Here is a 25,836-nt window from a genome sequence, read left to right on the forward strand (position 1 = left end):
GCGTATGCTGTTCACTGGTCAGGAGAAGATCCTTTTTAGAGATCATTTGAACAAAGACCCGGAATCGAATTAATGAACTAGAAAACAACGCGTTCTCTACATGAGCAACAAAGAATAGTTCATCTGATATTCCCCATCTTGACAGTATTAAAGATATTCGGGAATTAAAGCTTATTGAACGAGTAACCACACTTATAGAAAAATTGCCTAGCGCTTTTCAGCGTAAAGGAGCAGTTGTTTTTATAGGATAGCCTTATATAAGAATATTGGATAGGCAGAGGGGGATGCAATTTAAACACGCCTCTGAAAAGAAGCAAGTAATTGAACTATGAAAAAGACCTAAAAAGGCCCAGTTAAGGGCCTCAAGCGGCTTCATATATCTCCTTATCCATTACCCCTTCTGCTTGTAAAATTCATGGTACAGCTTCATTAATGCACGCTTTTCAATGCGGGACACATACGAACGCGAAATCCCCAGCTCTCTGGCAATTTCCCGCTGTGTTCGTTCCTCTCCTCCGGCTTCCAGGCCGAAACGGCCAATCACCACTTCTTTTTCACGCTCATCTAAAATATCCAGGTTGCGATAGATTTTACTCTTCTCGATTTTGAGTTGTACTTTATCTACAATATCGTCCGCCTCGGTGCCGAGGATATCAATCAAAGTAATTTCGTTTCCTTCCTTATCAGTCCCTATAGGATCGTGGAGAGATACGTCTTTGCGTGTTTTTTTCAGAGATCGCAAATGCATCAGGATTTCATTTTCTATACAACGGGCTGCAAATGTTGCCAGCTTGGTGCCTTTCCCGGTCTGAAAGCTTTCAATGGCCTTGATCAGTCCGATGGTGCCGATGGATATAAGATCCTCCAAATCTTCGCCGGTGTTATCGAATTTTTTCACAATATGGGCCACCAGCCGTAGGTTATGCTCAATGAGTGTGTTACGGGAGTGTGCATTGCCTTCGGCAAACAGCTTTAGGTGTCGAGCTTCCTCTTTCTCAGTCAATGGCTGCGGAAAGGCGTTGTTTTTCACGTAGGAAACGAGTAGCGTCAATTCCTTGATGAACAGAGCGATAGCGCTAAATAGTCCGGGCACGGATGACACCTCCTGAGGTAGTTGCGAACTTACCGGCCTTTGTTACTTACCGGGCTTGCGGTCTGTTTATTGTATGTAGGCGGGTGCCCATCCGTGCCTGTACTCCGAAAACTGCTCCGTAACAATTTGCCGGATATCTTTCTGGAGCAACCTCCAATACTTAATTCGAAGCATAGAGATCTCTTCGACACAAATCAACGCACTCCATATAGCCAGAGGAAAACCCGGGATACGCTTTACATTATTCATCACTTGGTTTCCCCATTTTCTTTCAGTAGAGTATTAACTTCTTTCTAGATATGACAATGGAAGTGGCGAATAGACCATTGTATCTCCATCTTCATCTCGTTTTAAAATAATAGCAAACTCAGCACCATTACTTTCATCGCCTCTTGGCAACGGAAATATCATAGCCGGACAACGCAACTCATAATTATGAGGAAATTCTTTTCGAAAGTTCTCTAAAGCATAATTCAGAATCGCATCTATTTTGTCGGTAAGCACATTAAATCCACCTATTACAAAATCATTATATTCTTGGGAAGCGGTGTACTTCTCAAATAATTTTCTTTTATATTCCTCAACAGTACTAAAACAAACTTCCCAATCCAAAGGGAAAATGCCATCTCCCAAATAATAAGTGTATAACTAGTATGCATTCCATGTTCAAGGAATATATTCATAGAGAGTTTCATATAAATGATATGAATCAACCTTTTCGACACATTCAAAAATTAAACTTAAGGAGGAATTTCAACATGGCAAAATTCAGTCAAAATCCAGACGACTATACTTTTTCCGTGGATCCTGTTGTTATAGCAGAGGAAAATGTTTCAACGAACGGAGATTCTAAAAATACTTTTCCGAAAAATGTTTTAATCGATAATAATCTATATTGGGAAAGTAGTTTAAGCGGTAAAGGTGGAGAAATCATCTTCAAATTAGATACAGGTAAGACAATCAATGATATTCTTTTAGCTCAGCCATCTTCTCGAGCTTTTATACTTTCATTTTCTTTTCACGGCTCTAATGACGGAGAAAATTGGTTTAGGTTAGGTGAAGTCGAAGCTTTGCCAACCACTGCAAAAACAACCTATCAATTTAGTAATGAGATTCCTTTTTCATATTATAAAATAATTGTACTTTCATCCGGGATGAGTAGTACAACCTCCTATTATGGTATACGATATATTCAGCTAAAAACCGCACTCATTAATGGCGTTCCTGCCTACAGAGCATCCAATATAAACCCCGCTATTGCGGAATAAGTTAAGTTAGTACACACAAAAAAAGGGGCTGGCCAACGCCGCCCCTTGATTCGTTCTATTTCATTTGAAGCATGTTATAAATCATCTCAGCCGCTTCCGCACGTGTGACCTCCTGCTTGGCCCGAAAGCTACCATCTGGATATCCTTGTACTAAATTTATCTCCGTTAGACCAAGTACATCCTTTCTGGCCCACTCGACAATTTGAGAGGAATCCGAGTATGCACTGCTTTCTTGCTGTGGTGTAGCCTTGATAATGTTATTCACCATTTTAGCCGCCTGCTCACGGTTAATGACCCGATCTGGGCCAAATTCTCTATTACTAAACCCGCGAGCGACCTGATCTTTAATCGCCGTTTTGAGAAGATCAACGTACCACGCCGATGGATTGATATCCTCGAAACCTAAAGTCACATCTGTTTCGAGCGGTAATTTCAAGGAACGGACCAGCATAGAAGTGAACTCCATACGCGTTACAGGTCTGTTCGGCTCAAAAAGCGTGTGGGTTATTCCCTTTACTATACCCAAATCGGCAAGCACATTTATTTTTTCTTTATTAAATATCCGATCAATGTCACTAAAATGATTTGGCTTCTTCTCAACGGTTGAATCCTGAATGTGCTCTGTTTCTATCGGTTCCTTTATAACAGGCTGAATCGGTTTTACACTCTCCGCCCCTCCTGCTCCGCCACCTACGTCCACAGTATTACCCGTTGTTTTTCCATGCGCTTGTTTTGCCTCTGTGCGTTTTCCTTGACTATTTTCTGCCCAAAGTTGAACTGTATACAACTGCTTCTCTTTAAGTTGTCTCCAGATATAGCTTCGATCCTTACCACGATATAGCTCTGTTCCTCCTTCACTGGCAAGGACGAAAATATCATTCTCATGGTCTGATTCCCAATGGATGATAAATTCACTATTCGTTGTTTCCGTCTTCAAAAACGCAAACGCTGGAGACGGCAGCGTCTCGACCTGACCTTCTGTCTGCTTACCTTCACCACTTGTGTTCACTGGCTTAATGGTAATACGATACACTGTAGAACTGTCCAATCCATCTACTTTAAATTCATGGGTGGTCGTATGACCGATAAGCACCTCGTTTTGGTAGACATTGTAGGCATCTGCACCCGAAGCTTCTTTCCACGTAACAACCAAATCGGTATCTGTTACTTCTTTCACTGTCAATCTATTGTCTGGTATTTGACCTGGCAAAGCGCGAAGCGTAAAGGGAGCTATATTACCTACCCCCGTTGTATTCACGGCCTGTATACCAAACGAGTAAATCATACCAGGCTGGATATCTGAAAGCTTAATATGGGCATCTCTGGTGTTAAAAACTTCCCCCGTATCTTTACGGGTTACAGTATATTGAGAAGAGCTCTTGATTTCATCCCAGCTCAGTGAAATCTGGCCACCCTCAAGTTCTGTAACATTAACATTTTGTACTTCAGGAGGAAGTGTCAGCAGCTCACCCAACGCTGGCTGGCTGAAACCACTACTGTTCCCACTGCTCACTTGAAAATCATAGTTTCTCCCACCTGTTAAACCAGATACAACCACACGTGGTTCCGTACTATAATAATTTTGACCGTTGATCGTTACCTTATATTGAGTTGCCCCATCAACCGGGGCCCATATCAATGTGGCATCGTGCTCGCGAACATCTTCAGCTGCAAGTTGCACAGCCGAATCAGGTAGTGTTAATGCCTTGATAGATGTATCTTTACCCGTGCCACTTCGATTGTAGGCTCGTATTTTAATATTGGCAGATCTACCAGCAGGCAAGCCCTCAAACGTATAAGAATGGATACCACGCGCAACCCGCACCTTCGGTTCATCGTTAACATTCAAGATGTATCCTTCAGCCCCCTGCACATCCTGCCACGAAACACCGATAGCATACACATCCTTCGTCACACTCGATAATGTCGTTACTCGATCAGGTAAAGTGATAACTCCCAGATGGGCATAGTCTCCGAATCCTGTTGCATTTTCAGCGGAAACGTTATAACCATACTCTGTTCCCGCCTGAAGATCAGTATCGGTGAATTCTGTATACACATCGTTATAAACCGATACTTCGTCACGTTCTAGGGCGTAGTAGGTGGCAGTGATTACAGAATTCCACTTCAAGTCGATTCCATCTTCTCTTACAGTTACATTCCGAAATCCGTTCGGGCTGTCTGGTAGACTTAAAAAAGATACATGCTTTGCTGTACCCTCTCCAGTGTCATTAATAGCTGATACAGAAACATCGTAATATTTACCAGGCTTCATTCCCGTAATTGGATTATACACATCCTGTGTAACCGTATCCTTAAATATGATTTCTCCCGTACTTACGTCTGCTGCTGTAATATTATATTTGTTAGCTGATGAGACTGGCGTAAAGTCAGCCATGATTTCTGCAGAATGACGAGAGACAGGTCGTAACTGGATATGCTCAGGGGCATCAGGTAACGTTAATATATGGACTCGATTGGAATAGGCATTGCCTCCTACATGATTACTAGAACGGACTTCATATTCGTATTGCCGTCCTCCTTGTAGCCCTCTATCTGTAAAAGAATTTGTCGGATGCGTAACATCCCAAACCTCATTAGTTGTTAGATTTCGGACTGTATAAACGTAACCATCATCAAGACCAGACGGGAGAGTCCACTGCAAATCAGCTTCTGTATTTCGTATGGATGTCGCAGAGAGCACAACCGACTGGGGCTGCCTTTGAATGCGAAGTGCACTGCTGACCGTTTCATAAATGTTACCCACCCTGTCTTTGACCTTGGCATGAACATACCATTCACCTTCATCTGAAAGATCCATCTGGATTGTTGTATCGGCTGAAGCATCCCAGTTTTCTGGTGAATCAGGGCTGTTCGTGATTTTATACTGCATTGTGGATGACTCAATCCCCGAATGCTGATCGGCATATCGTATCCTCACATGAATATGGGTATCTTTCCATTCACGCGAATCCGGCGTCAGTTGAATCGTCGGTGGTTCCAAATCAATATAAGATATTGCGGATACTGGATCACTTCGATTCCCAGCTGAATCTACAGCTTGAGCAGTCAATTTTACGATACCCGAACCATTTAATATTCCAGACGAACCAGACACATAGGTGCCAGAACCCAATTGATATTCATAATGTACTGCTGTAGTATCCGTCGCACCCGATAGAGTAAACTGCACTGGCTTATTGGTATATCTGGTAGGTATCGTCACCTCGGAAAACGTAACTTTCGGAGGCGTTGGCTTGGTTCGATCAATCATGACCGATTGAGTCACGATTGGACTAGACACGTTGAGATTATTGATCGTCCGCGCTGATAATTCGTAAATCCCTTCTGCGTTTAATGTAAAAGTGCCATTGTATGTCTGCCATTCCCCTAATGGGCCCAAGCGATACTGTGTCATCTTAATTCCATTTGTAAGGTCACTTCCTGAATCAATGGTAATATTCACATCATGGTTCGTTGGGCCTGTTTCACTAGCCCGGATGACAGGAGCAGTCGGTCCCTTTTTATCAATGGTGACTTCTTTGCTTACTTCTTGGCTCACATTACCGACGCCGTCAATGGAGCGTGCATGTACCGTGCTTTTGCCATCTTTATTCACATGAAACACTCCATCATAGTCCTGCCAATCCTGATTCACAACGCCCGTCAAACGAAATTGAGTATGGGCTAGTCCAGAATAATCGTCTGTTCCCGGTTGTAATGAAATCGTATAGTCATTACTGTTTCCCGTTGCGTTTAGGATGGGTGGAGTTGGTGACATCTTGTCTATTCGGACATTCCCGGAAGAAAGACCACTATACTGGTTATTCACGTCTACTGTCCGGGCATAGATCGTATTTACACCGTGATCATATACAGTAAAGGGACCTGTGTATGGCTGGAATGCTCCTCCATTCAGGCTATATTCATAGTATTTTAGCCCTTCAGGAGCCACGTCCCCATTTATCCACACGGTTACGGGTTCTTTGGTCCATCCTGTAATCGCTTGTCCCTCTGTACCTGCATGGATCTGAGGTGGTTTAGGCATTAGGTCCGATTTGGGAATAACACGGATTCCAAACTTGGATATTTCATTGCTTGTCTGTTGGTTAGTTCCCACCGCTCTGAAATATCGAACATCCCTTAATGTAATAGAGTCGGTGATATCTATCCATTTTCCCTGGTAAAATCTATCGGCATAGAATTTCGTTACATTAGTCCATGTGTATAAGTTCGTTCCGTTAGGCCTCCAACTGTCGCCTGCTGCGTTATTAGATGTATATATATCAGTATGATACGACCCTTCAATGTAAACAAAAATTCTATAATCAGAAGTCTTAATAGATCTTCCAATATCAATAAAACGATTTGTCGGCTGCGTAGTACCATCACATTTATACCTGGCCGAACCCATGCCAGTGTATACTTCCGTTGCTCCTATCCCACTTCCTGACCAAGAGCCCCAACTGTCGCCTCCACCCGGCAAATTGTTTTGGCAAAAAGGTCCTCCCATGATCTCCTGAGTAGCAGCTGATACCCTTTCCGGAAATATGGGAATTATCGTTAATAGTAGGACTACAGCCAAAAATCCGTACACCCACTTCCTATACTTCCTTACCTTTCGCTTATTTTTTCGATACATACACTTCTCCTTACTTTATTTTATTTTCAAAGAGTTTTACAAACTCGCTTCGGATAAAATAGAAAAAGCACCTCAAACGAAGGCGTTAATGCCTAAGTTTGAGGTGCTTCCTCTATATCACGAGTATGTTTTGAAGCTATTATACTTCGTTCCAAGCAAGTTGTAAACAGAACTGACAAATTATTTGAAAGTGTTAATGGACCTGAACGCCTAATTTCCGAAAAAATCCTCGCATATTCTGCATGTAAGAATCCTGAGTAGCGGAAGATTCCTTAAGAAGATTTTGCATACTGTTCATAAAAGCAGAAGATGATGTCGTATCAGCTTTGTCAAACCGATTGTTTAGCGGTGTGTTATTGAGCAACTCTGCATTCTGTCCCGTACGTTCCTTGTATTTCTCAATCCAATCGGGATGTTGAGGAACCTTTTGCGCAAAATTTAACAGTTGGCTCAGCCCATTTCCTCCACCTTTAATATCATTCATGTACGCAGTATATTTTTGAGGATCAACCTGCTTCATCACTTCCGACAGCTTGACATAATCCTCAGGAGCACCTGACGGACGATCTATTGGAGTCGTGTAGCTAATATCTCCGGTCTCTGGATCAGTGGATCGTGTCAAAGCAATACTAGCAATCTGGTTCATGGTTTCCAGAAACTCTTTGGCCTTGTCGCCTTCCATGTAATGATCGGCAATATACTTGGATTGAGTAACTCCCATCTCCAGCAGCACAGCTCGTTGACTCTCATCCGTTACTGTTCCGTCGACGATAAAATTAGATTCAATCATACTGTACACTGCATTAGACACTTCTTCTGGCTGACCTTCCAAAACCCGGTTTAATGAATCATTGATCTGTGTTGTACCGAAATACTTGGTAGCCTGTGATACAATAGCTCCTTCCGCCAACTGTCTACCGGCTTCACTAATCTCCACGGAGTCTTGAACTACCACTCTGGAGACCTGTTCTTCATGAAGCTGGGGTGGTGGAGCTTGCTTGCTTGTCGGATTGATCCGTAAGCTACTTGCATTAAGAATCGCTTGCTGTGCTCTAAGAGGTCCAAAATTCATTCTATTTCCTCCTGTCATGTTTGTAACAGGCAATCTAAGGCGTATGTATAGTGTAATGTGACCCTGTTTCTATATATATCGGACAAAGCATATATGGAATGAACATATGCTTTGTCCTAAAATTGAACAAATATTGAAACGAACTACTTTTGTTTCAGATATAAAATATTCAAGCAACAAGTTACCTTAAGTGTTAGCTTAATAACCCGTCCATCAGCCGCCATAAATACTATAGGCAAAGTGATATACAATATCTGTGTCTATAATCGAAGTACCTGACACCTGAACGGCTACCCCTGATAGATCATAGTAGTGTGTAAAACTGATGGCTCCAGACAGGTATTCCGCTATACTTCCAGTGGAAGATGGCAGGGAAAGAGTCACACTAAAGGCTCCATTCTGGTCCGTATAAGCTGTGCCTGTACGAGTACGATTTCCGCTGCTTTCAGTCCAGTTCTGATTCAACCAAGTCACATCAACAGGCGCATTTGCCACTGGATAACCATCAGTTGTCTTAACTACCCCCTTCACGGTAAGGTTGCTGTGTTGATTAACCCGATAATGACGACCATATGAGTAGTTCGGATAATCATTAGGACCATTAACAGAATCATAGCCGGTAATTTCAATTTTGCCAGCCCGAAGCACTGGCTTCAGTGTAAGTGTGTATAAATGATTGGGTGAATACTGATTGGTTGTGTACACTCGCACATAGTAGGTTCCTGTATTTAAGCTGACATTATGGTTCGTTTGCGGCAAAAGCGCCATTTGGTTTCCTGTAAGAGCTCCGTAGACTTCCGCTTTGTAGCCATAACCGTCCGAAACACTATCAAGCTTTACGTTCAAAGCATCATAATTGCGGCTGGCAGGGATCGTAACTTGGTACCAGTCATTATCAATGCCTGAATGAATGGAGCGTGAATTAAGCGATGAACCGCCCGTACTAAAGGTAAAGTTATAGGCATGGAAAGCACTCTCATCTGGTTCATATGCATCGTAGCTGGAGCTTGTATCGACCGTTAGATAGAAAGGATCATTGATGCTGGAACCCTTTTTGGCATGAACAGCAATCGCATATGCCTTTTCATATCCGGTAGCGTTACGGGTTCCTACGTTCTCAGGAAGTGAGGCAGCCCCCTGTTCATAATTGTTAAAATAAGTACCATAGGTGGATGCGTCAATGGCATTAGGATTAATGTCACCTGTCGTCATATCAAACTCATATAAGTATAAGTCATAGTCAAGCTGGGCTGAAAATGGACCATCCAACTGGGACTGCAACAATTCACCAGGCTGCAAATAGATCGGATATAAAAATTGTGTGCCTCCCTCTTGCGTAATCGTACCGGAATACGTAGCAGAGGAAACTGTGGCTGATGCAGCCATTGGGTTTGCCTTCAGCGAAGAAATGGGTTCCCTTTTCAATGATGTTGTCTCTGGTGTCTTGAAGTTGAGATTTTCTTGCATGACATAAACCGAAGACGTAACGTTGTCTGGCTTGTCTGCTCGCGTTAAACGCTTAATCACGTCTTCATTTCCAGTTGTTAGCTGAATCTCGGATTCCGCCTTAATCGCTTGATCCGATGCAGCCTCCGTGCTTTCACTCGCATTCGCAGTCATTCCGAAAGCAAACAGGAGCATCATGCTTAACATCACTGCAATAGCCTTTTTGAACCTCTTCATACTGAAATCCCCTCTCAAATAGTTTAAGGAATTCCCGCTATCCCCGGATAAACCAGGGTGATTTCTAGGCTGTATGGCTCTATCATAAATCATCTTTGGTTCTATTGGAATATATTATGCAAAACAATTTCTATTTGTAATCTATGAAAACAAGACCATTTTCTTATTCTTGGTGAATAAACATGAAAAGTCGCTCTTTCAGAAATGGAAAGCCTCAGCTAACCATTCAAAAAAAGCGACTCTCATGAATCAAAACTACATTAAAGCATATCTTAATTTCTCAAGCTATAAGCAAACAGATAAACAATGTCCGTCGCACTAATCGAAGTTCCATCGACCTGAGCGGCAACTCCTGTAAGATCATAGTAGTGTGTGGAACCAATTTCACTTATATAATCTACATTTTTTCCTGTCGATTGTGGAAGAGAAAGGGTCACACTGAATTTACCGCTATCATCGGTGTACGTAGAAGCCGTTCTCGTACGGTTACCGCTGCTCTCGCTCCAGTTCTTATCCAGCCATACGACCGTGACAGGAGCATTGGGAACCAGTTGACCATCTGTTGTTTTCACAACACCGTTCACGATCAGACTGCTGCCTCCGTTAATACGATAATGACGACCGTAAGAATATGTCGGATAATCATAATAGCCATTGGAGTTATAGCCGGTAATTTCAATTTTGCCAGCTCGAAGCACTGGTTTAATCGATAGTGTATACAAATGGTCGGCTGAATACTGACTTGTGCTGTGCACTCGTACATAGTAGATCCCTGTGTTTAGGGTAACATTATGATTGGTTTGCGGTAGAAGCACCATTTGATTGCCAGTAAGAGCTGCATATACTTCCGCTTTGTACCCATAGCTTTCCGAAGTGCTGTCCAGCTTCACATTTAATGCATCATAATTACGACTGGCCGGCACTGTAACTTGATACCAATCGTTGTCTTTAGCGGAATGGATGGTGCGGAAGTTAATCGAGGAGCCTTTGTCGTTAACCGTAAAATTATAAGCATGAAAGGCACTGTCATCGGGCTCATAGGCATCATAGTTGGAGCTTACAGCTACAGTTAAATAGAAAAGGTCATTGATGCTAGCCCCCTTCTTGGCATGAACCGCAAGCGCGTAAGCCTTTTCAGCTCCGATCGAGTTGCGAGCTCCTACGTTTTCAGGAAGAGAAGCAGCTCCTTGCTCATAATTGTTAACATAATTCCCGTAGTTGGAAACATCTATTGGATTGGAATTAATATCGCCTGTCGCCATATCAAACTCATACAGGTATAAGTCATAGTCAAGCTGGGCTGAAAATGGACCATCCAACTGAGCCTGTAACAATTCACCCGGCTGCAAATAGATCGGATATAAAAACTGTGTGCCTCCCTCTTCTGTAATCGTACCGGAATATGTAGCAGTGGACGCTGTCGCTACGGTCGCTGCGGCTTTAGATGATACTGAGTTTGCACTGGCTTTGAGCGAAGGGGTAACTCTCTTTTTCAATACAGATTTCTGTGGTGTCGCCAAGTTAATATTTTCTGTAATGGTGTACACCGAATCTGTGATACTGGCAGGCTTGTCCGCGCGTGTTAATTGTTCAATAACACTTTCCTTATCAGTTGTTAGCTGCACATTGGAAACTGCTTGAATCGTTTGATCCGTCTTCACCTCTGGGCTTGCACTCGCGTTCGCCGTCATACCGAATGAAAGCAGGAGCATTGAGCTTAGTGTAACTGAAACCACCTTTTTAAATCTTTGCATACTGAAATCTCCTCTCAAATGTATTAAAAAAAATCAACCATTCTCCAAATATATACAGGGAAATTCTAGGATGTCCTTTTCTATCATAAAGTAATTCTGGTTCAAATGGAATATACTTCTTAAAACATTCTTATTTGTAATTCCATGTGAATAGGTTTAGGTTAATCAACTTAATTTTGACACTATTTTACCATAAAAATCCTACCATTCTCTTATTTATACGATATAATCAAATAATATGGATAGTTCTTTAAGACTATTAAATAAATCGAATTACCCATAACATACATAAAAAAGGGGAATACAGATGAAAAAACTTAGCGTGTTTATGTTAGTATTATGTTGCTTCTCCATTTTGGCAGCCTGCTCTACCGATCCGATAAAAAAAGATTTAATCACGTATGTAAATGATGGAATGCTTCCTTTGGCACAAGATGAAAAAGCAGTTACTGATAAGTATGAAGCTGTGACTGGAGATAACTTTACAGATGATGTTACACTATATAATGCTTTAAAAGACGATATCATCCCGGAATACACCAAATTTGTTGATAAGTTAGAAGCTGTAAAGACGGAAACTCCTGAGGTAAGAGCCGTCCACGAAACCTACATCAAGGCCGCCAGTACTCAAAAGGAAGCCTTCATTAAGATGCTCGATGCGTTGGATAAACAGGATCTGAACTTAGTCAATGAAAGTAACACCAAGCTCAGCGAAGGTAGAAAGCTATTCAGAGATTTTGGTGAACAAGTCAACACACTTGCTAAAGAGCATGATGTGGAGATGAATAAGAAATAAATAAAAAACTCCCTTTATGGGAGTTTTTTTATACTTCAGGATTTTGCAAAATCCTCACTTATGAATATTCGAAGCAAATTACCGCTTTACTTAATTCTTGGTCGTAAAATAAATAGACGGTATCCGCCCCACACGCTTGAAAATAATACCCGGTAATGGAACCGATATAGGCAAAAGTCTCACCATTGGGACGTTTAGGCACATGAAGCAGATTGGTTTGCTCGAATTGGAGCATCTCTTCCAGAGATTCGTCATATTCCTTGATGTAACTTTGAGCCTTGTCAGACTGAAAAGCGACATCATCCAAAATTCCATTAACTTCAGGGAAACTCAGCCCCCAACCGCTGGATTGCTTTTCCTCAAAATCACGGGTGAGCTCTTCCACAGACTTTTGGGCCTCCCCAAAGGAGGAATATGGATAAATTTTATTGTTTTCCAGGAAAAATGCTTTGCGAGCTTGGTAGTCTTGTTCATTAGCCATATACACCTGTTCCAGTCCGTCCAACGCCATAACTTCTCTCTTCATACGTAGGTACGCTTTATCCCCGGTAGACTTCAGCGCTTCATAGGTGGCTTCCAATTGCTCTTTCTGATGAAGACTAAAATAATTCCAGTCTGCTTCGAATTTGTATTTGCCGTCAATTACATCGAATCCCAGCATATCTTCCTTGGTAAATAAGGTATGAAATTGCTGAGTATTTTCACCCACACAGCCTTCGTGGATTTCTTTTACGGAAACAAAATGAAGCCACTCGTCCTGCTCCGGGAATAAAAACTGAAGATTAATCGAGCAAATCGGTAGAAAGTGCTTGCGGTGATGTTCAAGATTACCAATAAATACGTCCTCATATGCTGGAAACCGTTTGATAAATCTCTCTGGTATGTTCATGGATGCTCCCCCTATATTGTATGGTTTTCCGGCAGCCTTCTGATCTGAAACGTTCCTTCAATGGAAATCACACTATAGAGTTCATCAAATCCTTCTTCGTAGCTTGGGATCTCTAGTTTACTCATTACACTTTTAATACCGATTTCAGGAATATACTCTTTGCCTGTGCGCTGCTCATTACGCTTAATAGATTCTGCAAAATCGGGCTCAAAATAGTAGCCAATAATTTTAAATCCCTTATTTATACAAGCATCTATATATTTCTTCCGTTCTATAACAGTGGCATTTGTATTGTCTACAACAAAGCGCTGCATTGTTTCGATGGAGGCATGTAGATAAATATTTTCCCTATTCCGTGTTTTAAGCATATCAAGGTTTATTCGCATATGTGTTTTGAAGAAATGTTCTTTATAAAATGTCGACTTGCCCGAAGCCTGAATTCCTATAAAAATGACACACTCCAAATCTACACATCCTTGTCCAAGTATACATATTGGTTAATATAATCTCTATTCTGTGAAAAAATCGGTGTCTCATGATCAACATCCCACTTGCTTCTGACGGCTTCGCCTTTGTTGTACTGTTGTTTGGTAATGCAAATTCCCCGCTTTTGCCAGACTGGAATATCGTTCCAGTTTAGCCCTTTTTCCACAAAAAGCTTGTCTTGTAGCTGATTTCCGTTCAATCCTTCTAATTCTGAATGCCTGAAATGGGCTTGAGCCACCATAGAAATGCTGTTTTTAGTAGCATCTTGCTGTCTCCATAGAAAGTAGTTTGTAACCTCATCCTGGGGCAAGACCCATGCTCTCGCATCAAAAGTAGCTAAAGGCTGACCTGGGTAAACCTTTTGGATTTCCTCATTAAATTTGGCTGTAGCCAGAGAAGCAGATATGGACACCATCTTTTGAAGATTATTTTCAAACCAGGATTGCGTCGTTAATTTGTCATAATTCGTAAGAAGCAGTGAAATTTCATCGCTCTGATGATACACCAGTTTACATCCCATAATGTTATAGGCCAAATATTTACACGTCTCCCATAATGCAAAAATTAGTTTCTCATCAAAAGGTTTCGTCATCCCACGTGTAAAGGTATGAAAATGCGCACCATCAATTCTGATGATTACAGGTAAACGGCGTGTTAGGCTTAATCTATAGGCATTTTCATATTCCTTCATCCTATTTCCAAAATCATTTCTTTTCATAAACTATGTAGGTTCCTTTCATGATCCGTGATTTGCGCATAGAGTAAAACAATGTCTATCTTCCCCAATTGACATATATAAGAATTGTAACAAATTGGCTGATACATCGCTAGGAATTAAGCAAGACAAAAAAACTTAGCAGATGGACTTGCAGAGTCTTTCATTTTTTCTTGGTATCTATTCTCCAAATGTTAGGCTATAATAATTTCAGTTTTTACTTTATTCCGATATGAAAAGGATGATATATATGAGCCAAAATCCATCTTCCATTCCGCGTCCGTTAGTCAGGGCTAATCAATGGGTAATTGTTTTATCTGTAGTTTTTACTTGGATTACAGGGGGATATGGGGTGCTAGTTATTCCTCTTATCGCGGGGTTGCTCGGCGTCCTTTTTAACTTCAATCCAGTAATGCGGATAGCCAAGCTTTTCTTGAAGAAAAGCCCCTCCTCGTATGTGCAGGAGGACCGAGAGCAGCAAAGGTTTAATCAGCTTCTTGCCGTCTTTTTTCTGTTGGTCGCTTGGGTAGGATTTATGCTCCAGTGGAGTATTGTCGCTTATGTATTCTCGGCCATGGTCCTGGTGGCGGCCTTGGTGGCTATCCTTGGTTTTTGCATAGGATGTTTTGTTCTCTACCAATGGTCCCAATATCAATATCGAAGAAGAAAAAACGTGTAAACAGAAACAGCTCTCTTTTCATTCCATTAGGACATCGTTAATTAAATCGAAGGTGCAGCCGAACTCTCCGACAATATGGATGCTATGTCGGTTCCGCCTTCTTTTTATTTTGCAGTAATATTATCTTCAAATACAAAAACGGAGATGGCTATATCTTCCTCCACTTTAATATCTGAAAAGAGGTGCAGCAGCCGGGAATCCATGTAATCCTCCAGTTCTTTATTGAAGTGTGTGGGATATATTTTTTGAACCATTTTGGTTCGGGCTGCATGCACCATCTCTTTCCCGGATTCTTCTTGTGCAAGAAACTTTTCAGATGGGGTTAAATTTCCATACAGCATCGTGATAGCCATATTATCTACAAAGGTCGTATGTATGCGTTCCGGGCCTTTCCCAAACAGCTCTTTACGTACTTTTCGAATAATTTCGTTAAAACCCGTTTCCCTTCTCATATCGCACCGCTCTCCTAAAATCTACTAAAATCCCTATTACTATTTCCATCATAACCGATTCCTATCATATAAAACAGAGACTAGCGAAAGTGATTTTTGGAACATGATTTTATCTGCAATTATAAGCGTTCATTAATTTTGATTAACATTTCCTCTAAAATTCGCTTCTCCTCTTCGGTCAGGGCTTGAACAATTTCGTCCTCCACCTTTTGGAAAGAGTCACTAAAAGCTTCAATCAATTCAATGGCTTTTGGTAAAACATAAATATTTTTTTGCCGTTCATTATTGGCCGGGATTTTGCGCTCGATGAATCCTTTTTGCTCAAGACCTTGAAGTATGCTTGTAATGCTGGCTCCGCGCAGATGAAACCGATCGGCAAGATCCTTCTGAATTAAATCATTTTCTTGATTCTCGTAGATATATTTAATCATTTTTCCTTGTTGAGCATTTAATCCCAACTCTTTTATGCTCTCGTCCGCTCTTTTCTTTAACTTAAGACCAATAATCTGAAACAAATCCAGATAAACCGTATCCTTTTGGGTTTTCATAATCATATCTCCTCAAATTATTAGAAGTCTAATTGTCAGTAAATAAACTATATAAATCTCTAAACTGTTTGTCAAATGAAAATTAGTTTATTGACAGTTATAAAACTAATAGTTAGAATTCTAAGTGTTTAAGATTGAACACTAAGGAGGAACGACATGAAGAATGTAACTCAAAGCTCTACGGTAGAAAAAGTTACAGCGATTACGAATGTACGTATTTTCGATGGTGAAAAAGTTATTGAGCCCAGAAATGTTGTCATCCATGGGGAAACCATTATTTCGGTAGGCGGAGACCTTCCGACACATGCAACGATCATCGATGGGGAAAATGCGACATTATTGCCCGGCCTGATTGATGCGCATGTCCACACTTCAATCGGTGGGTTACGAGATGCTTTAAAATTCGGCGTCACGACAGAACTCGAAATGAACGGCAGTTTTACAGAAAGAGGGCGCAAGATCCAGTTGAAAAACGTGTATGACGTCGCCGAAGTCCGTTCTGCCGGCACAGCGATCACTGCTCCAGGTGGTCATCCGGATGAATTATTGCAGGATGAGGATGAAATTCCAGAGTTCGTATTAAAGGAGTTGGAGAAGTTACCCAAGGAAGACCGGGAAGCTATGCTAGCCGCCTACGCTCACGATCACGAAGAGGTGCCCCAAGTGACGACAGTGGAAGAAGCGATCAAACATGTGCATACCCAGGTGGAGAGTGGCGCCGACTATATTAAAATCATGATTGAAGAAGGGACGGTCTTGGGTGCCCCTGGATTACCTATTTTAAGCGACGAGATTTTAAAAGCAGCCGTGGCAGAAGCCCATAAATTCGATAAAATTGTCATAGCCCACGTCTTGACGGCTCATTCTTCACAAACCGCCATCGATATGGGAGTCGACGGATTGGGTCACTTATTTCTCGACAGGCCCGAATGCACATCCGAGTTGGTGAAATCCATAGCGGATTCAGGTGCATTTGTTATACCGTGCTTAGTATTGAACTCATCCATTCTGGGGAATCCGGCATCAGAATTGGCGAATGATTCACGTGTTTATTCCAAATTAAGTCCAGAATGGATCGATATTTTGAACTCAAGCTTCCATACTTTCCCGCAAGGCAATTTGGAGAATAGCTTTAAAAATGTGATGGATCTTCACCGTGCCGGTGTGGATATTCTGGTCGGGACGGATGTCGCCCCCGTTCCTGTTCCCAATCTTGGCGGCCTTGCTCATGGAGCCAGCGTTCATCATGAAATGCAATTGCTGGTTGAGGCAGGATTTACTCCCATAGAAGCGCTTCAGTCGGCTACTGCGAAACCGGCCCGTTGCTTTGGGCTTTACGATCGCGGCTGTATTACCGAAGGTGCGCTCGCTGACCTTATACTAGTAAACGGTGATCCGACAACCAACATCTCGGATACCTTGTCGATCAAGTCCGTATGGTTCAAAGGTGTACAACAACTATGTTAATCAGAGCCTCTCGAACAGAAACAACCATCTAATCTCATTTGTACGACTTCCATTTTTACTTTCCGAGGATAGCTTAATCTTGTTGCCAACGCAAAAACACCTCCAAAGTTTATCCTCATATCTTACGACATGGGGATTCTCTTTGAAGGTGTTTTAATTGCAAGGAACATTGTAAAAACGTACAAGCAGCGGCCCCACATAGTTTCGCTATGCACTAGTCATAAAATATAAGGCTTACTCGTAGGCACCGATGTTCACCGCGGCTCCCTGTACTCTAGGCTTCCCGTCAATATCCAGTGTTCCAATGATGGCACGGTCCGTGTTCCCGGCATCGATCGCCGGTGACGAAGACTGCAAATGGAAGTCGCTGTTCGCGGCATTCACGAATTTAGGATCGGCAAACAGAGAATGCGTATCGTTGCCGGTCCCCGATTTGTACGCGGAGAATCCCGTATACTCTTTATTTTTCCAGATCCAGTTAGCTTCCGAACTGCCGCTCGGAGCGAAATATAAATTATAATCCACAACATTGCCGGAATTTTTGGTGTATCCATTGGAGATCAGCATATCTGTGGAGCTAGCCACGAAAATATTGTTTTTGATCACGTTGTTTCGCGTATCGTACTGAACCAAAAGTTGGCCGCTTCCGTCGTCAAACGTATCGTTCTTGTATAGCGTATTGTTCACGATCTTGCAATTTACCGTTGAGCCGCGCTCCTCATTGTATCCCCCCATGGCAATGCCAGTCAGCCGGTTGGTATATATCACGTTGCTGCGAACCGTAATATTGCTGGTGGCTTTGCCGGCATGCTCGGAGGCCATTTCGACGCCGATGTCGTTGTTGTAACTGTAGTTCTGCTCGATAATGCTGTCCTTGCCTCCATCTACATAAATACCGCCGGCCGAGTTGTCATCGCTCTTGTAAGATGGGTTATTTTGAACAGAATTATTATACACCCGGTTGCTCTTCACCAGCCCGTTTCGCGCCTGATCGTAAGCAGTATTCGGCGCAGTTCCCTCAAAGCCGATCAGATCAATCCCGATGTTGTCATTATCGTGAATGCGGTTGTCGGTCACCGCAAAGCCGTCCACGTTGCCGTTTAAAACGAGCGATTCGCTGGAGCCCAGCACGAGATTGTACAGCTCATTACCGCTGATCGTAAGGTCGTGAATCGAAGCCGGAGCTTTCGTGCCATAAACAGCGATACCGTGAGCGTCCCGGCCCAGCCGATCTTTGCCGGTCGGGGTGACCGTGTTTTTGATGTCATGGATTTTGTTGTTGGACAAATTAATGAAGCCGCCCGAACCGTGGACATAAATACCTACGGGCACCGTGTTCTTGGAAGCAGTGGTAAAATTACGGATTTCAAACCCCTGAACGGTAACGTGATTGACATCGGCCAGTTCGATCAGCCCTTCGTTCCCGCTGACCGAAAGTCCAGTGCCGTCAATGATGGCGGTCTCCGTCCCATAGTTGGTAAACACAATGGAACCCTGCGAAGCGGAGCCAGAGCGGGTGATCTTCAGTTTCTGCTTGTACACACCGCCCCGGACGTAAACCGTGCTGCCCGCAGGAACCACGTCGGCCGCGTGCTGCAGCGTCTTCCACGGCGCGTCGCTCGTTCCTGCGTTGGAGTCGCTGCCGCTCGTGGACACATAATATTCTGTATCGGCCGCGGAGGCGGCGGGAAGCTCCACATTTCCTACCGCCAGACCAAGCCCCAAAACCATGGCTAAACCTACCAGAAACATTTGCCCGAATTTCTTCATGGTTCCCCATCTCCCTTTGCTTATTTTTTTGTAAATTATACCACAAAAATTCACCGAATCTGTTACGCCTGCAAACGGAGTACCGCCTCGACCTTCCGCGAGTCTCCAGTACCTCGAATGCCAAGAGTTGGAGAGTGAATGAAGAAGTCTAAGAGTTTTATTTTCTCAAGACAAATAAAACACAGCCTACCCTATCGGCAGACTGCGCATGTTCTTACTCCAAAAGAGCTAATCCTTTACCAGTCGATTAGAAAGCATCAACATAATAAAAGAGAATAAAATGATGACAGCTACCCAGCTCCAAGAGAGTGTCATATTTCCGACCTCGGACGCGGTGTAAATCGCTGTAGGCAGGGTTTGGGTCTGTTCAGGAATATTACCTGCAAGCATCAGCGTAGCGCCAAATTCCCCTAACCCTCGGGCAAATCCGAGAATGTATCCTGAAATGAGCGGTCGGTAGGCAAGGGGCATCGTAATGTGGCGAAACACTTGCCATTCGTTGGCACCTTGCGCACGTGCAGCCTGCTCTACCTCAGGGTCTACAGCTTCAAAACCTGCTTTAATGGTACGGTAAGCCAGTGGAAAAGCAACAACTACGGCCGCCACCACTGCAGCTCCCCATGTAAATACAATCGTCTGCTGGAACAGGCTTTCGAAGGCTGTGCCGATCCAGCTTTTCCTTCCCAGCAAGATGAGCAAAATAAAGCCGACAACAGTGGGAGGCAAAACGAGCGGAAGAAGTAGGACGGTCTCGATCACGCTGGTTCCCCTCCGCGGCGTGCAGTTCGCCATCATCCGCGCTACCACAGTAGCTAATAAAAAGACGATGATGCTGGCGACGACAGCAACTTTAACAGATACGATAACCGGAGGAAGAAAAGCTGACCAATCCAACGGAACCCCCTCCTTTATCTGTGAATTCTATTTTCCCGTCATTTCTGTAGGGGCTGAAAATCCATCTTTACTGAACACACTCATAGCTTCATCTGTCCGTAGAAAATTAAGAAACTCGCCTGCTTCCTGGCTGTGTTTGGTTGCTTTTACAATGCCTTCAGGATACAGGATGGGTGCATGCAATTCCTCAGGCACTTCCAGTGCTATGACCGTTTTATCAGATGATTTGGCATCCGTCAGATAGACGAGTCCTGCATCGGCGTTGCCTGTTTCAACATAATTTAATACCTGTCTTACGTCCTTGGCGAATACCATCTTAGGTTCCAGCTTGTCCCATAGTCCAGCCTTCGTTAACGATTCTTTGGAATACTGTCCGGCGGGAACGGTAGTAGGCTCCCCAACAGCCACTTTCAGGTAAGAAGGACCCATCAAGTCATTGAGCGTAATGCTTTTGTTATCTGTGCTTTTCGCCTTATCTTGTGGAACAACCACAACCAGTTTATTTTGAAGCAACACGTTATCCTTTTCCACCAATGAAGCATCCGTTAATGCCTTCATTTGCTTCATGCCCGCCGAAATAAATACGTCAGCGGGTGCGCCTTGTTCAATTTGTTTTTGTAATGTACCAGATGAAGCGTAGTTAAAGGTAAGTTTGATATCTGGGTGCTGTTTCTCATACTGGTCCTTGAGCGTATTCAGACTATCTTGAAGACTTGCAGCGGCAGATACGACTAGTTCTGTCTTGGGTGCAGACTGTGCCGACTGTACAGCAGCCGGAGACGAGCACCCCGCCAGAACCCATGCCAACAATCCAACGAACGTGAATATGTACCCAAATTTCTTTTTCAATTTTTTCTTCCCCTATCCTATAAATTCCAAAATGAGATGACGAAAATGTGATAGCGAAAATGAGAAAGCATTGTACATCTCATAACGGGTCGAATCTATTGGGTCAACCCAAATATTTGTGATAAATCGATCTCGCCTCAGCGATGTCCTTCGTCCCATGAATTAAGACGCGTCCATCCTGAAAAAGAACGATTCGATGCGTTCCGATAACAACGGATACCAGGTATGGATTATGCTCCACCTTGCCCCCCTGACGGGATAACAAACGTGCCGCTTCATTCAGATCACGTACAGTACCCGGGGCCGGGCGGATTTGAACCGTATCTCGTCCGCACAAGACAGCCGTTTTAGCCTGATGCTCCGATTGTAAAAAAGGATACACAGGGTACTCACCACATGTTGGACAATCAGCTTTCTTCATGGCGCTGATTTGGATCGCCTGATGCTGATTGTTCCACAGATCGAAGGAAATCAGCTTACCCTGTAAGGCTGATTCGTTCCCGGTGAGCAGCTTCAATGCCTCGGCGCTTTGATAAGCCGCCACCATCTGTACAGCCGGGCTAATCACACCGACCGTATCACAGGTCGCACCGCCGAGCGGTACGGTTCCGAGCAGGCAATGCAGGCACGGTGTCTGCCCTGGCACGATGGTAAAGGTTGTCCCATAGCTGCCCACACACGCCCCGTAAATCCAAGGGATTCGATGCTTGACCGCATAATCGTTCATAAGCAGACGTGTATCGAAATTGTCGGTGGCATCTACGATGAGATCCACCCCTGCTGCGATATCGTCGATTTCATCTAGCGAGACGTCCCGGACTAGCGCACGAATGTCCACGTCCGAATTGATTTGCTGCAATCGCTTCTGCGCGGCCACTGCCTTGGGGATCTGATCACGGGCATCCGCTTCGTCATAGAGCTGTTGGCGCTGCAAATTGCTCCAATCTACATAATCGCGGTCTACCAACGTCAGCCGTCCGATGCCCGCTCGCACCAGCATGTCAGCATTGGCAGTGCCCAGTGCGCCGGCCCCCACCATCAGCACGTGCTTACTACGGATATTTTGCTGGCCTGTCGGTCCAATTTTCGAGAATAATTCCTGTCTAGAATAACGGGCATGAGACGCATGCGCATGTGCTTGTGCAGCAACTTCTATTTTCTGGATTTTGTCCATTTCTGACATCGTTGGTTTACCCTCCATACTTATCCATTGATAGCTACAAGTTGATCAGACAAGCTAAAAGCTCAGATGTCCTCGTCCTTATTCGAAAGCTTTGGGGTATTTTGAGGATTCCAGCCACCCAGCTGATGCCCCTTCCATTCTGAGCCGTCCTCCCACACTTCCTTTTTCCAAATCGGTACGATTTGCTTTAACTGTTCAATGGCATGGCGGCTGGCTTCGTAGCAAGTATCGCGGTGTGCAGCAGAGACAGCAATCACCACACTCGTCTCTCCAATTCTGACCGTGCCAAGCCGATGTGTAATCGCAGTACGTGTAGAAGGCCAACGCTCTGCAATTTCGTCACCAATCTGCTTCATCGTGTTCATGGCCATCGGGACATACGCCTCATATTCAAGCAGCACCGTTCGCTGACCTTGCGTGAATTCCCGAGTCGTACCATTAAAGGTCAGCGAGGCGCCATGAGAAGGGTCGAGCACCTTTGAGGTTACTTCATCGGCATCAATCGGGTCGTACGTAATGGCAAATAAACCACATTTTGAAACGACCGTCTCCATCCCGGGTGCTGACTGATGAAGAGCAATTGCATCTGATGGAAGCACAAGTTCATCTGGCGAAGCCAGCTTTTTATGATGGGTAAAAAAAGAACCTGGCAGTTGTGAAGTCACTTCCGGGTACAGCTCATTCAGCCTTTTTCGAATGTCTGCCATGGTCACCGTTTCCTGTGAAAGTTCTACTGTGATCACATCACCAAGTTGCTCCGCCATACCTGCGAATAGCTGAATACGGTATTGCATATGATCTGCCCCCTTGCACCTATTCTATCGAATTCATCTATCTATATAATAGAATTCACCCTCCTGAAACCGGAGGAATAATCGCAATCTCATCATATATACTCACGAGGTCCTCAGGAGCGGCGTAGGCTTGATTTCTGGCAACAAAAGAACCCTGCAACTGAGCTGCCGATTCAGGGAAACACTGGGATAGCAAGTCTTTTAACGCGGCAACGGTCATCGTTTCTTGCTCAGTAGGCACCATAATTATAGGCCCTCCCATCTGTTCCGCAAGTCCGGCAAATACTTGAATATGATAGTTCATTTAACATGCCCTCCTTTTCAGTACAGTGAATGTCCACCACATATGTACCAAGAAAAACCAACATGAATGAATACCCCGAAAGGTTTTATTCCATGCTGGTTAACTATGACGGTGTACATTGAAGATTTTTATATTATATTTTAGATTCGACCAGTTCATCAATCCGTTCAGTATGCGTATACACATTCAGAGAACGACTGCGTATAAAGCCGACGGTCGTAATTCCCAGATCCTCAGCCAACTCAAGTGCAAGCTCTGTGGGAGCTGACTTGGACAAAACAACTTCACAGCCAATCTTCGCAACCTTCAACAAAATTTCAGACGAAATGCGTCCGCTGAATACTATGATTTTGTCTTGCAATACAATATCATGTTTTAAGCAATGTCCATAGATTTTATCCAGCGCATTGTGTCGGCCGATATCTATTCTGGACAGGATCATGCCGTCTTTATCGCACAACGCTGCATTATGAACACCACCGGTCTGTTGGAACGTAAGTGCCGAGCTTTGCATTAAATTCATCAAGCGGAAGCAATCGTCAAAGGACAGCGTAACATGGGTGTCATTCATTCTTTTTGCCACTTTGGCATCATTCATAAAATAAAAGCCCTGTCTACTTTTACCGCAGCAGGAGGTAATGTACCGTTTGGAATGAAAGTTTTGATAAAACTCATTCATTCGACGGGTTTTAATATGAACAAAACCTTCTTTTTCCTGAACCCAAATATCTTCGATATCATCGTACCGTTGAATGACGCCTTCAGAGGCCAAAAAACCTACCGCCATATCCTCCACATACTCCGGTGTACAAACCATGGTAGCAAATTCCTGCTGATTGATTTTGATGGTCACCGGATGCTCCGTCACCACAGTGTCTTCAAAACGCTTGATCTGACCGTCACGATAACGTAGAATCTCACGTTTTACCTCAGCTGGCTTTTCCATGTGCTCCACTCCCTTGTTTCTGACAGGCTGGCTCTTCGGCTCACCCGCCGATGTGTGACATTTCAATTTTAGATGTTGCTTGCTGTGTATGATTCAGCCGTTCCTCTGAATAGCGATCGGTACGTTCTCTCCAAACACGCTCAATGTAAGCTCTAATCTCGTCATCGGACTGTTCGGAACGCAGCATCGCGCGAAGCTTGTACCCTTGCGAGGCAAACAGGCACGTGTACAAGGAGCCTTCAGCAGAAATTCTCGCTCGTGTACATGTGGAGCAGAAGGCGTCCGTAACAGACGAAATAATGCCGATTTCCCCGTCTCTGTCCTGATACCTGTAGCGCGTCGCCACCTCACCTTTGTACTGGGGTGGGACAGGCTCTAACGGCATATGCTCGTGAATGGCTTCGATGATCTGCTGCTTGGAAACGACCTGATCCAATTTCCAGCCATTGGTGTTGCCTACATCCATAAACTCAACAAAACGTAAAATATGCTTTTTCTTTTGGAAATAGTCGGCCATGGGAACAATATCCTGATCGTTAAAGCCCTTTTGCACGACCATGTTTATTTTCACCTGCATCCCTGCTTGAGCCGCAGCCTCAATACCATCCAGCACCGCCTTTACACTGCTTCTGCCCCCGTTCATTTGGCGGAACCGATCATCATCGAGCGAATCCAGACTAACCGTCACTCTCTTTAGTCCCGCCTCTCGCAGTGCTACAGCATATTTAGGCAAAAATACGCCGTTTGTCGTCATTGCAATATCCTCAACCCCATCGAGTTGAGTTAACGAATGAACAAGCGAGGATAAATTTTTCCTCAGCAACGGCTCACCACCAGTAATGCGCAGCTTCGTAACACCCAGCGAGACAAAAATACGGGAAAGGCGCGTAATTTCCTCAAAGGTCAATATTTTTTCTTTTGGCAAAAACGGATAGTCATGGCCAAATATTTCTTCCGGCATACAATATCGGCACCGAAAATTACATCGGTCTATGACGGATATTCTTAAGTCCCGTAACGGACGATTCCATTGATCGTCGCTCCGGTTCGCCATCCTGTTCACCTCAATCCGTCTTCATTAATAAAACTCTTTACACTCTAAATTGGAACGGTATTTCCATTCATTTTATACTGAACCAAAAAAACCGGCATCACAACAACTTCTTCGCTTATGAATATCGAAGAATCTGCTAAATGCCGGTTAATTTATCTACATCAGGATTTTACGAATCCCACATCATGTGATATAGAAAAATCAAACTAACAAGCGCTGCGACAAATAAAATATACGCGATTCCCACGTACACTCCATTTACGATTGCTCTGAAATAGGTTACATTCCTATTGTTAGCAATCCTGGAACGTTTGTCAATGATTTTTCGATTTCTCAGACGATAATCATTATCAATTAAAAAATTAATAATGTACCGTTGAACTATCTTAAATTTTACGTTATAGTTACACGAGATGACATGCAGAAAATGACATATCTAAGTTATTCAGAAGTTATTGATATACAGACGGTGCGTACTGTCTGTTATTAATACATATT

The 25,836-nt window shown here is 43.5% G+C and carries 23 protein-coding genes; 4 read left to right on the plus strand and 19 right to left on the minus strand.

The window, feature by feature from the left end; all coding sequences use genetic code 11:
• Nucleotides 1-391: 391 nt before the first annotated feature.
• Together sigK and MKX30_RS06130 are read right to left on the minus strand one after the other, a co-directional pair.
• Nucleotides 392-1,093, minus strand: coding sequence for an RNA polymerase sporulation sigma factor SigK (sigK, locus tag MKX30_RS06125; protein WP_013311218.1), 702 nt, complete (start codon nucleotides 1,091-1,093; stop codon nucleotides 392-394).
• Nucleotides 1,094-1,375: 282 nt separating this feature from the next.
• Nucleotides 1,376-1,705 (minus strand): hypothetical protein, encoded by a 330-nt coding sequence (locus MKX30_RS06130; RefSeq protein WP_226887735.1) that lies wholly within the window; start codon nucleotides 1,703-1,705, stop codon nucleotides 1,376-1,378.
• Nucleotides 1,706-1,851: 146 nt separating this feature from the next.
• Here MKX30_RS06130 and MKX30_RS06135 point away from each other — a divergent pair, with 146 nt between their 5' ends.
• Nucleotides 1,852-2,361, plus strand: a complete 510-nt coding sequence (locus MKX30_RS06135; RefSeq protein ID WP_053325811.1) for a discoidin domain-containing protein — start codon at nucleotides 1,852-1,854, stop codon at nucleotides 2,359-2,361.
• Between the two features lie 55 nt (nucleotides 2,362-2,416).
• On the opposite strand, the gene MKX30_RS06140 is transcribed toward MKX30_RS06135, so the two are convergent.
• The 4 genes from MKX30_RS06140 to MKX30_RS06155 all read right to left on the minus strand — a co-directional run bounded on the left by MKX30_RS06140 (nucleotide 2,417) and on the right by MKX30_RS06155 (nucleotide 11,512).
• Entirely contained in the window at nucleotides 2,417-7,003 is a 4,587-nt protein-coding gene (locus MKX30_RS06140) for a fibronectin type III domain-containing protein (protein ID WP_341062581.1), read from the minus strand.
• Between the two features lie 193 nt (nucleotides 7,004-7,196).
• Nucleotides 7,197-8,075 carry a hypothetical protein gene (locus MKX30_RS06145; RefSeq protein ID WP_071558453.1) on the minus strand — a complete coding sequence of 293 codons (879 nt, stop codon included), beginning with the start codon at nucleotides 8,073-8,075 and terminating at the stop codon, nucleotides 7,197-7,199.
• 213 nt (nucleotides 8,076-8,288) lie between these two features.
• A complete protein-coding gene (locus tag MKX30_RS06150; RefSeq protein WP_341062584.1) occupies nucleotides 8,289-9,758 on the minus strand; it encodes a hypothetical protein in 1,470 nt (489 codons plus the stop codon).
• 272 nt (nucleotides 9,759-10,030) lie between these two features.
• Nucleotides 10,031-11,512 carry an Ig-like domain-containing protein gene (locus MKX30_RS06155; RefSeq protein ID WP_076295479.1) on the minus strand — a complete coding sequence of 494 codons (1,482 nt, stop codon included), beginning with the start codon at nucleotides 11,510-11,512 and terminating at the stop codon, nucleotides 10,031-10,033.
• Between the two features lie 307 nt (nucleotides 11,513-11,819).
• Between MKX30_RS06155 and MKX30_RS06160 the strand changes: the two genes are divergently transcribed.
• The gene (locus tag MKX30_RS06160; protein ID WP_023989558.1) at nucleotides 11,820-12,308 is read left to right on the plus strand and encodes a hypothetical protein; all 489 of its coding nucleotides are present in this window, start codon (nucleotides 11,820-11,822) and stop codon (nucleotides 12,306-12,308) included.
• A 58-nt stretch (nucleotides 12,309-12,366) separates the two neighbouring features.
• On the opposite strand, the gene MKX30_RS06165 is transcribed toward MKX30_RS06160, so the two are convergent.
• From MKX30_RS06165 to MKX30_RS06175, 3 genes are read right to left on the minus strand one after another with little or no spacing between them, the layout of a single operon-like run.
• On the minus strand, nucleotides 12,367-13,197 hold the full coding sequence (locus MKX30_RS06165) for a siderophore biosynthesis protein (RefSeq protein ID WP_076295480.1): 831 nt from the start codon (nucleotides 13,195-13,197) through the stop codon (nucleotides 12,367-12,369).
• 11 nt (nucleotides 13,198-13,208) lie between these two features.
• The gene (locus tag MKX30_RS06170) at nucleotides 13,209-13,661 is read right to left on the minus strand and encodes an AAA family ATPase (RefSeq protein ID WP_076295481.1); all 453 of its coding nucleotides are present in this window, start codon (nucleotides 13,659-13,661) and stop codon (nucleotides 13,209-13,211) included.
• Between the two features lie 2 nt (nucleotides 13,662-13,663).
• Nucleotides 13,664-14,401, minus strand: a complete 738-nt coding sequence (locus MKX30_RS06175; protein ID WP_076295482.1) for a tRNA(His) guanylyltransferase Thg1 family protein — start codon at nucleotides 14,399-14,401, stop codon at nucleotides 13,664-13,666.
• A gap of 247 nt (nucleotides 14,402-14,648) precedes the next feature.
• Here MKX30_RS06175 and MKX30_RS06180 point away from each other — a divergent pair, with 247 nt between their 5' ends.
• Nucleotides 14,649-15,077 carry a DUF4395 domain-containing protein gene (locus MKX30_RS06180; protein ID WP_023989561.1) on the plus strand — a complete coding sequence of 143 codons (429 nt, stop codon included), beginning with the start codon at nucleotides 14,649-14,651 and terminating at the stop codon, nucleotides 15,075-15,077.
• A gap of 104 nt (nucleotides 15,078-15,181) precedes the next feature.
• Here MKX30_RS06180 and MKX30_RS06185 read toward each other — a convergent pair whose 3' ends face one another.
• Together MKX30_RS06185 and MKX30_RS06190 are read right to left on the minus strand one after the other, a co-directional pair.
• Nucleotides 15,182-15,529, minus strand: coding sequence for a DUF2294 domain-containing protein (locus MKX30_RS06185; protein WP_013311231.1), 348 nt, complete (start codon nucleotides 15,527-15,529; stop codon nucleotides 15,182-15,184).
• A gap of 119 nt (nucleotides 15,530-15,648) precedes the next feature.
• The gene (locus tag MKX30_RS06190) at nucleotides 15,649-16,077 is read right to left on the minus strand and encodes a MarR family winged helix-turn-helix transcriptional regulator (protein WP_023989562.1); all 429 of its coding nucleotides are present in this window, start codon (nucleotides 16,075-16,077) and stop codon (nucleotides 15,649-15,651) included.
• 156 nt (nucleotides 16,078-16,233) lie between these two features.
• Here MKX30_RS06190 and MKX30_RS06195 point away from each other — a divergent pair, with 156 nt between their 5' ends.
• Complete coding sequence (locus MKX30_RS06195) at nucleotides 16,234-17,544, plus strand: amidohydrolase family protein (protein WP_341062586.1); 1,311 nt, start codon at nucleotides 16,234-16,236, stop codon at nucleotides 17,542-17,544.
• A 234-nt stretch (nucleotides 17,545-17,778) separates the two neighbouring features.
• Here the strand turns inward: MKX30_RS06195 and MKX30_RS06200 are convergent, their stop codons facing one another.
• The 8 genes from MKX30_RS06200 to moaA form a co-directional block, all read right to left on the minus strand.
• Nucleotides 17,779-19,314, minus strand: coding sequence for a choice-of-anchor Q domain-containing protein (locus tag MKX30_RS06200; protein WP_341062587.1), 1,536 nt, complete (start codon nucleotides 19,312-19,314; stop codon nucleotides 17,779-17,781).
• A gap of 228 nt (nucleotides 19,315-19,542) precedes the next feature.
• Nucleotides 19,543-20,208: a molybdate ABC transporter permease subunit gene (gene modB / locus MKX30_RS06205; RefSeq protein WP_028542525.1), complete on the minus strand. Its 666-nt coding sequence runs from the start codon at nucleotides 20,206-20,208 to the stop codon at nucleotides 19,543-19,545.
• 27 nt (nucleotides 20,209-20,235) lie between these two features.
• The gene (modA, locus tag MKX30_RS06210) at nucleotides 20,236-21,057 is read right to left on the minus strand and encodes a molybdate ABC transporter substrate-binding protein (RefSeq protein ID WP_069080357.1); all 822 of its coding nucleotides are present in this window, start codon (nucleotides 21,055-21,057) and stop codon (nucleotides 20,236-20,238) included.
• 103 nt (nucleotides 21,058-21,160) lie between these two features.
• Nucleotides 21,161-22,240 (minus strand): thiazole biosynthesis adenylyltransferase ThiF, encoded by a 1,080-nt coding sequence (locus MKX30_RS06215; protein WP_023989566.1) that lies wholly within the window; start codon nucleotides 22,238-22,240, stop codon nucleotides 21,161-21,163.
• 62 nt (nucleotides 22,241-22,302) lie between these two features.
• Nucleotides 22,303-23,034: a molybdenum cofactor biosynthesis protein MoaE gene (locus MKX30_RS06220; RefSeq protein WP_028542527.1), complete on the minus strand. Its 732-nt coding sequence runs from the start codon at nucleotides 23,032-23,034 to the stop codon at nucleotides 22,303-22,305.
• Between the two features lie 55 nt (nucleotides 23,035-23,089).
• Nucleotides 23,090-23,338: a MoaD/ThiS family protein gene (locus tag MKX30_RS06225; RefSeq protein ID WP_069080356.1), complete on the minus strand. Its 249-nt coding sequence runs from the start codon at nucleotides 23,336-23,338 to the stop codon at nucleotides 23,090-23,092.
• Between the two features lie 133 nt (nucleotides 23,339-23,471).
• Nucleotides 23,472-24,284, minus strand: coding sequence for a formate dehydrogenase accessory sulfurtransferase FdhD (gene fdhD / locus MKX30_RS06230; RefSeq protein ID WP_023989569.1), 813 nt, complete (start codon nucleotides 24,282-24,284; stop codon nucleotides 23,472-23,474).
• Between the two features lie 40 nt (nucleotides 24,285-24,324).
• Nucleotides 24,325-25,338: a GTP 3',8-cyclase MoaA gene (moaA, locus tag MKX30_RS06235; protein ID WP_076157236.1), complete on the minus strand. Its 1,014-nt coding sequence runs from the start codon at nucleotides 25,336-25,338 to the stop codon at nucleotides 24,325-24,327.
• Between the last annotated feature and the right edge of the window lie 498 nt (nucleotides 25,339-25,836).

Source organism: Paenibacillus sp. FSL P2-0173 (genome assembly GCF_038008045.1).
Taxonomy (GTDB): Bacteria; Bacillota; Bacilli; order Paenibacillales; family Paenibacillaceae; genus Paenibacillus; species Paenibacillus polymyxa_B.